This window comes from Haloferax sp. s1, from assembly GCF_058382125.1.
In genome coordinates this window covers 1-10,606 of sequence record NZ_JBZRPK010000628.1, presented here as the reverse complement: position 1 = coordinate 10,606, position 10,606 = coordinate 1, and the positions used below count along the sequence as shown (strand labels likewise).

Annotated in this window: 13 protein-coding genes; 3 read left to right on the top strand and 10 right to left on the bottom strand. The window is 59.9% G+C overall.

Annotated elements, in window-relative coordinates:
- Nucleotides 1-241: 241 nt before the first annotated feature.
- Nucleotides 242-574, bottom strand: coding sequence for a DMT family transporter (locus QT222_RS13575; RefSeq protein WP_004060707.1), 333 nt, complete (start codon nt 572-574; stop codon nt 242-244).
- A 114-nt stretch (nt 575-688) separates the two neighbouring features.
- Here QT222_RS13575 and QT222_RS13570 point away from each other — a divergent pair, with 114 nt between their 5' ends.
- Nucleotides 689-1,477, top strand: a complete 789-nt coding sequence (locus tag QT222_RS13570) for a TrmB family transcriptional regulator (protein ID WP_491477472.1) — start codon at nt 689-691, stop codon at nt 1,475-1,477.
- Nucleotides 1,478-1,732: 255 nt separating this feature from the next.
- Here the strand turns inward: QT222_RS13570 and QT222_RS13565 are convergent, their stop codons facing one another.
- The 7 genes from QT222_RS13565 to QT222_RS13535 form a co-directional block, all read right to left on the bottom strand.
- Nucleotides 1,733-2,488 carry an SDR family NAD(P)-dependent oxidoreductase gene (locus tag QT222_RS13565; RefSeq protein WP_004060705.1) on the bottom strand — a complete coding sequence of 252 codons (756 nt, stop codon included), beginning with the start codon at nt 2,486-2,488 and terminating at the stop codon, nt 1,733-1,735.
- Nucleotides 2,485-3,438, bottom strand: a complete 954-nt coding sequence (locus QT222_RS13560) for an ACP S-malonyltransferase (protein ID WP_491477471.1) — start codon at nt 3,436-3,438, stop codon at nt 2,485-2,487. The genes QT222_RS13565 and QT222_RS13560 overlap by 4 nt, the downstream gene beginning before the upstream one ends.
- A gap of 27 nt (nt 3,439-3,465) precedes the next feature.
- Entirely contained in the window at nt 3,466-3,966 is a 501-nt protein-coding gene (locus QT222_RS13555) for a holo-ACP synthase (RefSeq protein WP_491477470.1), read from the bottom strand.
- 2 nt (nt 3,967-3,968) lie between these two features.
- Nucleotides 3,969-5,189 carry a beta-ketoacyl-[acyl-carrier-protein] synthase family protein gene (locus QT222_RS13550; RefSeq protein WP_491477469.1) on the bottom strand — a complete coding sequence of 407 codons (1,221 nt, stop codon included), beginning with the start codon at nt 5,187-5,189 and terminating at the stop codon, nt 3,969-3,971.
- Between the two features lies 1 nt (nt 5,190).
- The gene (locus tag QT222_RS13545) at nt 5,191-5,436 is read right to left on the bottom strand and encodes an acyl carrier protein (protein WP_004060701.1); all 246 of its coding nucleotides are present in this window, start codon (nt 5,434-5,436) and stop codon (nt 5,191-5,193) included.
- A 96-nt stretch (nt 5,437-5,532) separates the two neighbouring features.
- Nucleotides 5,533-6,504, bottom strand: coding sequence for a quinone oxidoreductase family protein (locus tag QT222_RS13540; protein WP_491477473.1), 972 nt, complete (start codon nt 6,502-6,504; stop codon nt 5,533-5,535).
- On the bottom strand, nt 6,504-7,355 hold the full coding sequence (locus QT222_RS13535) for a ferritin family protein (RefSeq protein ID WP_004060699.1): 852 nt from the start codon (nt 7,353-7,355) through the stop codon (nt 6,504-6,506). Before QT222_RS13535 ends, QT222_RS13540 begins: the two co-directional genes overlap by 1 nt.
- Before the next feature lie 199 nt (nt 7,356-7,554).
- Here QT222_RS13535 and QT222_RS13530 point away from each other — a divergent pair, with 199 nt between their 5' ends.
- Complete coding sequence (locus QT222_RS13530) at nt 7,555-7,872, top strand: thiamine-binding protein (RefSeq protein WP_004060698.1); 318 nt, start codon at nt 7,555-7,557, stop codon at nt 7,870-7,872.
- Nucleotides 7,873-7,911: 39 nt separating this feature from the next.
- Here QT222_RS13530 and QT222_RS13525 read toward each other — a convergent pair whose 3' ends face one another.
- Both QT222_RS13525 and QT222_RS13520 read right to left on the bottom strand, forming a co-directional pair.
- Nucleotides 7,912-8,964: a response regulator gene (locus tag QT222_RS13525; protein ID WP_491477468.1), complete on the bottom strand. Its 1,053-nt coding sequence runs from the start codon at nt 8,962-8,964 to the stop codon at nt 7,912-7,914.
- 256 nt (nt 8,965-9,220) lie between these two features.
- Complete coding sequence (locus QT222_RS13520) at nt 9,221-9,676, bottom strand: response regulator (RefSeq protein ID WP_004058932.1); 456 nt, start codon at nt 9,674-9,676, stop codon at nt 9,221-9,223.
- A 165-nt stretch (nt 9,677-9,841) separates the two neighbouring features.
- Between QT222_RS13520 and QT222_RS13515 the strand changes: the two genes are divergently transcribed.
- Nucleotides 9,842-10,606 (top strand): A24 family peptidase (locus QT222_RS13515; RefSeq protein ID WP_491477467.1); only part of this gene is annotated, 765 nt, incomplete at its 3' end.

The window sequence follows — 10,606 nt, the reverse complement described above, 5'->3', positions numbered from 1 at the left end:
GGCTAAGGAAGGGGAGGAGGGCTAAGCGTGGGTTGTCACGGAAGACGTCGATGCTGTCATCGACGACTTGGAGGCCGCGACTGAATCTACCTGCCATACGCAAATAATATCAATGAAGGTTTATAAATTTTCTATCATCTGTACGCGTATCGGGGTCGGCGTCTGGATAGTGTGTTGGGACAAAACAGAGCAGAGCAGCACAGAGCAGAGCAGCACAGAGCAGAGCAGCACAGAACGGTGCTTAATGAGCGGACATCCCGGAGAGAACGTTGACGCAGTACACGCCGACGATAATCAGGAGCATACCGACAACACCAGCCATATCTATCGGTTCGTCGAAAACCACAATTCCGATTCCAGCCACGCCGACGATGCCCAGTGCGGCCCACGTCCCGTACACGACACCGATTGGAAGTTCTTCCAGCGTCAGCGATACGAGATAGAATGCCGCCCCGTAGCCGATGACGACGCCGAGACTCGGAAGTGGTTGCGAGAACCCCTCGGAGAGTTTGAGGGACGTCGTTCCGAGTAGTTCAGAGACGATTGCCCCAGCGAGCAACACGTATGGATGCATACCAATCGATCCTGTCACGTCAAATATGGCGTTACTGAAATCGGTCCCCACTTGTGGTTCGTTGTTCACCTCTGTTGATACATATTTTTACGAAATGCGGGGAGACAATCCACTATGACAGCGTTGGGTGAGCTGGGTCTCTCCAGTTACGAAGAGAAGGTCTATCGGGCGCTCCTCGTGACCGGGACAGCTACGGCGGCTGAGCTATCGACTGCCAGCGATGTTCCGAAGGGTCGGATTTACGATGTCCTCAACGGTCTCGAATCGCGGGCAGTGATTCAAAGCCAGTCAACTGAGCCTACGAAGTACACCGCCATCGAGCCAGAGACAGCCGTTGACCGACTCCTCTCGGAACGCACGTATGAGCTACAACAGGAATTGGCTCGGTATCGGAACGTGGCCGAAACAGTTCGCTCAAATTTGCTCCCGACGACTCCAGCCGACGGTAGTGTTTGGCTCGGCGCTCTCAGCAGCGACGAGATGAGCACCGCGCTTCAACAGCACATGCGTACTGCAACGGATTCCGTACATGCGGCCGTCGGACCACCGTACGAACGTGCATCGTGGGAGACGCTCCAGCGGGAGTTCGAGGCGTTCTTCGACGGCGCACAGACGGACCTCAGCGTCTCGCTCGTTCTCAGTGACGAGGTTCTACGCGGACTTCCGGATACGTTCCCGGAGTTGGTGGAATCGAAACCAGCGGACGTCGCAGTCAGAGTGCTTCCGGAGATTCCAGTTTCGTTCGACGTTATCGACCAAGCGGTGACGACAGTCGATATACCGCATCCACAGTCGCCTGCAGACCGACTGGGAGTCGTCGGCGTAAAAGACTCCACTGTCGTCGCCGAATTCGAACGGCAATTTCAGCAGTTGTGGGCCGATGCGACGCCATTGATTGAATAGGTCTGCGTCGCTGCTTCCAGTTCCGTCCGCACACAATCTTTCTGCGTACGATAATATGATCTACTGCATAATGATGAAGCGAGAGCACGAGCGTGGTTGGCTTCGCACCTCACGCGAGATGGCCTTCAAGATGTCGCTGACTCGTGAGATCGCTCATTACTGCGGACATGGCGGTGTGGGGTCACCCGGTCTTCGAGGCGAGTCAGTGACCCGTTTTCTCTGTTTATCGAGACGCGACCCAACGACAGCGACTCATTATAAGACGAGTCCGTCGTCGACGCGCACAACTTCGCCATTGACGTACGACGCGGTGTCACTGGCCAAAAAGCAGATGACGTCAGCAACTTCTTCGGGCGTCGCAACGCGGCCGCTCGCGGTATCCGTCTCGACAGCCGACTCGTCGGCCAGTGACGCGTCTAGCATGTCTGTATCAGTGTAGCCGGGTGCGACGGCATTGACGCGAATGTCTTTTCCGCCGAGTTCGCGGGCCGCTGCACGAGTGAGACCGAGGACGCCGGCCTTGCTTGCAGCGTAATTCGCTTGCCCGGCCCATCCGCGCTGGGCGGCGACGCTCGCAACGTTGACGATGCGGCCACCTCGCTTGTCGCTCCGCAGCATCTGTCTGGCTGCTTCCCGGGTACAGTAGAACGTGCCCGAGAGGTTGACGTCGATGACACGCTGCCACTGTTCGGGTGTCATCCGCAGCAACAGGCCGTTGTCCATCGTTCCGGCGTTGTTCACGAGAATTGTCGGGTGGCCGTACCGCTCGACGATGGTCTCAAACGCCGCTGCCACCGCATCGTAGTCGGCCACATCGAACTGTTCGACGGTGGTCTCGGCAGGGTGTGCATCCAGTGCGTTCGCTGTCTGTTCGGCGGCCGTTTCGTCACTGTGGTACGTTGCGACGACGGTCGCACCCCGTTCGGCGAGTCGCTCCGCCACTGCACGACCGATACCTCGCGTCCCGCCGGTGACGACTGCCACCTCGCCGCTGAGGTCGTCGTGGGTCACGCGAATACCTCCCGAGCGTCCGCGGGCGTTTCGAGCGTGAGACAGTCGGCATCCGGTGCGATTCGCTCGACGAGCGCCGACAGAACGCCGGTCGGCGGGAACTCGACGAACCGCTCGATGCCCTGTGCACGGAGTTGCTCGACGACACGGACCCAGTCGACTGCCGACGTAATCTGGTTCGTCAGGTCCTGCCGCGCAACGCTCGGCTCTGTGTATATCTCGCCGCTCACGTCAGAGACAACCGGAATCTCGGCTTCGCGAAGTGTTACTTCGCCCATCGCCTGCTCGACACAGTCGACCGCTGATGCCATCACCGGCGAGTGGAACGCCGCCCCAACGTCGAGTTCGTGGAACCGAGCGGTCGTGGTCGCCTGCTCGTTGAGTGTCTCCTGTACCGACGTTACTCCCTCAGTGGTGCCGCTGATGACTGTCTGTCTCGGCGCGTTGTACAGGGCGACACCGACATCGTCACGGGTAGCACACGCTTGTGTGACTTCGTCTTGGTCGGCTAGTAGCACCGCCACCATCGTTCCCGGGCCGTCGGCGGTCGCCGCCTGCTCCATACACTTCCCCCGCTGGTGAGTGAGTTGGACCGTCGCTGCGGGGTCCATCGCACCCGCGGCTGACAGCGCGGTAAAGTGGCCGAGACTATGGCCGGCGACGTACGTTGGTTCGACAGTGAAGCGAGCCGTGACACCTTTGTAGACGGCAAGGCCGGTCGCCAGCAGTAGTGGCTGGGTGATACTCGGCTGTTGTATCGCCTCCGCGGTTCCGTCGAAACACAACCCCGTCAGGTCGATGTCTAACGCGGCGTCGAGGCGGTCGAACATTGCGCGCGTCTCGGGCCAATCGTCGTAGAATGCTCGTCCCATGCCGACGGCTTGGCTTCCCTGTCCGGGGAAGAGGAACGCCGTTCCGTCGAGCGTCGTTGGTGTGTTGTCAGTGGACATGTTGGTGATCTGTATCAAATTGGTCGCTCAGTCGTCTCGTTTTGCTGTCCCTACGATAGTCACCGACCCGATGGCATAACCCGCAGCCTGGTCGTGGCTCAGACTTACGTCGATGTCGGCAGTTCCGGGCGAGATGCCGTACTTGTCAAACATTGCATCGAGGGCGTCGGATGCGACGGGGTCCAGTGACAACCGGGGCCCGTCCGCTCGGCGGTCGACCTCGATGGCGGCGGTCGGTACGCCGGGTGAGGATTTTCTCAGCGTCTTCAGGAACGCTTCTTTGGCTGCCCAGCGGGCGGCGTAATGCTGCGATGGGTCGCCCTGAGCCTCGCAATACGCCTGCTCGGCCGGCGTGAAAACCCGGTCGCGGAACGAATCACCGAACTCCGAAAGGAGGTCGCCAATGCGGTCGATAGCCACCACATCGACGCCGTGGCTAACTACGGGACCGACATTGCTGGCTGGGTCGGGTTCTTCTCTCGGCAGTTCGGGTTCTTCTTCGGGTCGTTTGGGGTTCTCTCCGGACATGATTACGGACGCTCGAAGACGAGCGCGCCGTTCGTTCCGCCGAATCCAGCCGACGTGCTGACGGCGACGTCAACGTTCATCTCGCGTGGTTCGGTGACCACCGGCAGGTCACAGTCCGGGTCAGGCGTCTCGTAGTTACTCGTCGGTGGAATCGTTCCCTCGGCGATGGTCTGTGCGACGACAACGGCTTCGATGGCACCGGCGGCCCCGAGTGCATGGCCGAGGTGGCCCTTGACGCTCGTTGTCGGCGGCACCTCCGTCTCGAATACTGCGTTGAGCGCATCAGCCTCGCGGGCATCACCGAGACGCGTACTCGTCGCGTGTGCGTTGACGTGGTCGACAGCAGTCGGCTCTCGGTCGGCGTCTTCCAGCGCGTTTTCGATGCAGCGACGGAGTCCATCTCCCGATTCGGCCGGGCGCGTGACGTGGTGTGCGTCAGCAGTTCTGGCAGCGCCCGTAATAGTCGCGTACGGGTTCGCTCCGCGCTCGCGAGCGTGGTCTCGTGACTCCAGTACGACGATACCGCACCCCTCGGCGAGGACCAGTCCGTCTCGGTCGGCGTCGAACGGGCGACTCACCGCAGTAGGGTCGTCGTGGCGCGTACTGAGCGCCCGCATCGCGTCGAAACTCCCGACACCCAGCGGTGATATCGAGGCCTCAGTTCCACCGGCGATGACGACATCCGCCCGTCCACGACGGATATCGTCGGCTGCCGCCGCGATGGCGTGCGTACCCGCCGAACACGCCGTTCCCGGCGCGCGGTTCGGCCCCTTCGCGCCGACACACATACTGACGTGTCCGGCTGCGAGGTTTGTCAGCGCGCTCACGAGGAAGGATGGCGATGGGCGGGAACCGGCTGCGGCTTCGATTTCCGAGAGTCCGGCCAGTCCAGAGCCGATGCTGGTACCTGCCCGTTCGGGAGTCCAATCAGGTGAGACAGGGTCGAACCCGGCGTCTTCGAGCGCCTCGGCGGCAGCGGCGACGGCGAATTGGGTGTACCGACCCATCTTCCGGTCGTCGATACGGTCGTCAGGCGTCACATCTGACGGGTCCGTTCCGACCTCGCAGGCGACGCTGGCCCGAACGTCGGCCTCGTCGGGGTCGAACCGGGTTATCGGGGCTGCACCGCTCCGCTCGTCGAGAAGCCCGTCCCACGTGCTTTGGGCGGTCTCTCCGAGCGCGGTCACCTGCCCGAGGCCGGTCACGACGACATTTCGGTCCATCTCAGGCGTGTTCTGCGACGTACGTTACGAACTCGCCAACTGTCTCTAGGCCTTCGAGGTCCTCGTCCGGAATGTGTACCCCGATGTCGGCTTCGATGGCCTCGGCGATTTCGACAAGGTCGAGCGAATCGGCATCGAGCGTCTCGCCGTCGAACGGTGTCTCATCGTCAAAAGCGTCCGAATCGACGCGAAGCCGCTCTGCGATAATATTTTCAACTCGATTTGCGATGTCCTGGGTTTCAGCCATGTGTCCCACTTCTCTAACTGTGGTAAAAATCATCACGGTTTCCGTCGGACCGTGAAATCCCGCAGTTCTCGTCGGGTTATGGTCCCGACTGCACGCTCACGGTTTGAGAACGACTTTTCCGACGGTTTCGCGGTTGGCGAGGGCATCGTGGGCCTGTTGTGGCTCTTCCAGCGAGACCGTTCGGTCGACGACGACTTCGACTCGGCCGGATTCGAGGTGGTCGGTTAGCGAGGGAACTGCCCCGAGCACACGCTCGGGAACGTGGTCGAGGGCGTGCGTGAGATGATAGCCGATGACTGACTGGTTTGCAAAGAACAGGCGCGGTGTCGCTACGGTCGGAACCGACCCGCTTGCCATCCCGAACGTGACGATTCGCCCGACTGGTGCGAGTGCCTCGACGCTGGCGGCGAAGGCGTCGCCACCGACGCCGTCGATGACGAGGTCGACACCAGTGCCGTCGGTCCGGGACAGCACGGTATCCGCCACGTCCGCTTCCGTGTAGTCGATGGCGTGATCGGCACCGAGGTCTCTGGTGAGTTCACGTTTCTCCGAGGTACTCGCGGTGGCAAACACGGTCGCCCCGGCCGCGTCGGCTAACTGGACGGCGAGCGAGCCGACGCCGCCCGCTCCGGCGTGGACCAGCACTCGCTCTCCGGACGACAGATTACCCCACTCGTGGAGGACGTTGTGGGCGGTCAGTCCCTGCACTGGCAGTGCAGTCGCCTCAGCCCACGAGAGCGACTCGGGTATCCTAAACGTCCGCTCGACTGGTGCTGTCGCCAGTTCCGCGTACCCGCCGCTCGACGTGAGCGCAGCAACCCGGTCACCGACTACAAAGTCACTCTCCGCCGGGGCGGCAGTGACGGTGCCAGCGACTTCCAAACCGGGGACGAACGGCGGCGACGGTCCATTGGGATAGTTTCCTCGGCGCTGTTCGATGTCGGCGAAGTTGACGCCGGCGGCAGCAACGTCGATGCTGACTTCGTCTGCACTCGGCGTAGGCTCTGGTAGGTCGGTCGGCGTCAGGACTGCACTGTCGCCGTACTCGGAGACTTCGACGCCTCGCATCATCGGCTTTCGACCTCCTGTCCGGGGGTACTTCTATCGGGCAGTTGTTCCAGTCGGTCGCGGCGCTTCTGGGCGGCGAATGCGACGAGGTCGTCGCTGTCGGGACCGGGAAGGCGTTTCCAGCCCATCTTCTCGACGACAGCGTCAACTGGGTCTGCAAGCGTAGCGACGGTCTCCTCCGCAAGCGAGCGCTCGACTGTTGTCCGTTGCAGAAGCTCGGCGAGTCGGTCCATCCCATACCCCACGTGTCGGCCCTCGTCCTGTCGCACGTGAGTTATTCCTTCCACGAGCCCCGGAAGCGACGGCCCATCGGTCTCCGGGCTGAAGGTTGCGTCCATGGCGTGGAAGCCCGTCTGTCCCAGAACGCCCTCAATGGTCAGGTGATAGTGACAGTACGCCTTGGCGCGGTTCGTGGGCGTATCGGCATCTAGCAGCCGGTTCATTGCTGTTTCCGTCCGACTGAATAGCTCCTCGTAGGCGTCGGTGAACCACCGGTCTGCTGTCGGTGCGGTCGGATTCGTCCCTCTGGCATCCTCGGCCGGTCTAATTACTTCGGTCCAGTAGCGGTCGAAAAAGGCGGCGTGCTTGGCCTCCTCGTAGATGTGACTCGCAACGAATCGCTGGTCGCTTTCCTCAGTCACTGATGCAGCCAGCGGGACCAGGTCCTCGGTTACGTTCTCTTCGCCCGCACCGAACATCGCGACGGTCGCGCGCAACTGTGTAAATGCACTCCGACTGAGTTCGATAGCCATCTCCCGGTCGGCAGCCAGGTCGATTTCGTATGGACTCCAGTGACGCTCGACGGCGTACCTGAAATATCGCTCTGCCCGTTCCCGCTCCTCAGCTGGCATGCTGACCTGTTGACCCCTTCAGGGAATAAGACTGGCCGTTCTCACTCGGTGCTTGGTTCGTGTTCACCGGTATCCGTGTCACCCAACAGCTACAAAGTCCGCATCAATCACTCCAACAGCTACAAAGTCCGCACCCAGTGCCTGAGGTGAGCGCACGACAATACCAAGTTATATCCTCGATGAATATCCTGTGTGACGTATGACCGTCACCGCAATGTTGAGTGTGGCTCCCCTTGATGACCCCGACGTCGACTTCGAGGCCGAGATCGCAAAGGCGATCGACGCTCTGGAGGACTTCGACGTCAAGTACGAAACCCATCCGATGGAAACCACGATTGAGGCTGACGATTTGAGTGCGGTCTTCGCCGCGGCGCAGGCGGCGACGGAGGCGCTCGACGCAACGCGCACGCTCACCAACCTCAAGATTGACCACTTCCGCGAGCAGTCGCTCGACGTCGAGGAGAAAGTCGACATGGTCGAAACGCACCTCGGCCGAGAGGCACGCGGCGGCGACTGAGCTACTAACGCTCTCGTCCTGATTAGTACGCTCTATCTATCAGTAAAATCCAGGATGGAAATTGTCCGATTCTTCTTCACGTGTGTCATCCACCGAGTCGCGCGGTGAATCGGCGCGCGGTTCCGCTCCCCCTATCTGTCCTTTGAGGGCGGTCATGGCGTATCCGATGGTCTGGCCAAGTTCTCCGAGCACTTCGCGTTCTTGCTCGTCGAATGCGTGTGAACGGTCGGTGTAGACGACGAGCACACCATGAACGGTTCCGAACTCAAGCGGGATGGCGGCGACGGACATTTCGAACACGAGCGGGATGGCAGCGACGGACTCGAATTTGGGTTCGGCCGTTTCCTCCTCTTCCGATTCAGATAGTAGTTCTTCAGTGATGTTTTCGATGACCTGTACTTCGTGCGTCTCGATGGCTTCCGCAGCTGGTTGCTGTCCGAGTAGTTGGCCTTCGGACTCCATCACATCCTCGAGGTCGTGATTGTCGACACTTTCCCAGTGTCTCTCTGTGAACTGCTCGAAGTCGGACGAGAACTCACCGACTATGGCGAATTTATACGGATCGGTCGCGACGAACCGTTCGCAAGCGGCTTGTTCGATTTCGGCGCGGGTCGTCGCCGTGAGGAGTGCCTTGTTGATATCTCGAATTAGTGCATTAATTCGGTTTAACGCCGCAAGTTGCTCCTCACGCTTTTTCCGCTCGATTGCGTATTGGAGCGACCGCATCAGTTGGGTGCTGTTGAGGTCGTCTTTCGGGAGATAGTCTTGTGCACCCCACATGATTGCCTCGCCTGCCACTTCGCGGTCGTCGAGTCCCGTCAGTACGATTACGGGAAGTTCTGGCGAATGCGAGAGAACCCGGTCGAGCGTCTCAAGCCCCGTACTTTCGGGGAGACCGAGGTCCAGGAGCACGAAATCGTACGCATTTTCGTCGAGGTGTTCGAGACCCTTGGTCAGGTTTTCGACGTGCGTCAGTTCCAACTCCTCTGTGTCCTCCAGAAGTGAGTTTTCTTCGAGATAGTATCTAATGAGACGCGCGTCACCCGGGTTATCTTCTATTAACAGTGCCTTCAGCGAGTTTTCTCGAATCATACTGAGCTGGTAGCGTTACCTACCGGGCACCTCTATCGAGTGTTGGTCCGTTATCCTTAATACCATGTCGATATTCCTAGTAAAGTTGATTATTCTGGGAATATTACTGGATTTAGGTTTGCCATCCGGCAGAAATCAGGATGGTAAAACCGTTCTCACGGAGAGCGTGAAGCTTTCTCGAACCTCAAACCACGAGCGCATGAAGCAGAGAGGACAGTGTTGGACGTAAGCGCCCACGAGTCGTATGGATGGGCCGTTATTTTCGAGTGTTCGACGGTGGGTATTTCACGACCGTAAACCAGAACTCCTCGATACTGCGGACGATTTCGAGGAATCCGTCGAAGTCAACAGGTTTAGTGAGATATGCGTTGGCGTGTAAATCGTAGGATTTGGCGATATCTTCTTCGGCGTCCGAACTCGTGAGCACCACGACCGGGATTCGCTTGAGGTCGGGGTCGGTCTTAATTTCTTGAAGTACCTCTTTACCATCCATCTTGGGCATGTTGAGGTCGAGGAGTATGAGGTCCGGGCGAGGGGCATCGGCGTACTCGCCCTCTTGGCGGAGAAACGACATGGCCTCGACGCCGTCGCGAACGACGTAGAGGTGGTTGGTTACTTTTCCCTGCTGTAATCCCTTTTTGGTCAATCGAACGTCTCCGGGATTATCCTCCACCAGGAGTATCTCGATAGGTTCGTTCTTTTCGGAAGTCATACTGTTTCACCATCTGGACTGCTGGCTGCATATTCGGGACCATGAAGTAAAACGTTGTACCGCTACCAACACCGGAGTCGCTCTCACATACTCTCCTCGTCGTGGCCAGTCTCAGAATCGATACCCGTCCCGAACATCTAACTCCTTTCCACTCCGTCTGCTGGTATGTTCGGAATCGGCACGCTTCCCGACCTCTTGCGACTGGTCGTTGTACCCGTCCTCGCGTGGACTGCGTGGCGCGACATTCGCACGCGGCGCGTCCCTAACGTCGTCTGGTATCCACTAGCGGCGCTGGGACTCGCCTTGCTCGCGTGGGAACTCTTCGGCCATCTTCCAGTCGAGACGGTGTTCGACCGCCTGTACCTCATCCGGGTCGGTGTGAGCGTCTTCTTCGTCGTCCCGCTTTCGTACCTGTTCTGGCGACTCGGTGGCTTCGGGGGTGCCGACGCGAAGGCACTCATGGTCTTCGCCATCTTACTCCCGACGTTCCCGAGTTACACCGTCGGTGAACTGGTCTTTCCCCTCGCGGACCCGACGCGACTCGGCGTCTTCTCGATGACTGTCCTTACGAACACCGTCATCGTCGGTCTCGCGTACCCACTTTTGCTCGCCGTGCGAAATCTCGCAGCGGGGGAGTTCGAGTTCCCACTTTCGTTTGTTGGTCGTCGCGTCCCCGTTTCGTCGCTCTCGACGGCCCACGGTCGCCTCTTCGAGTCACCCGACGGCATCACCCGAAACGGACTCGACCTCGACGCGCTTCGGATGTACCTCCGCTGGCGCGGCCTGTCGCTTTCGGACGTGCGAGCGAATCCGGAGGCGCTTCGTAACCCGGAGAGTATCGGCGAGACGTTCGACCCGACAGACGGTGCGGTTCACCGAGCGACTACTGATGGTGGGACTGAAGCCGACCTCGGTACGTCTGCCGACACT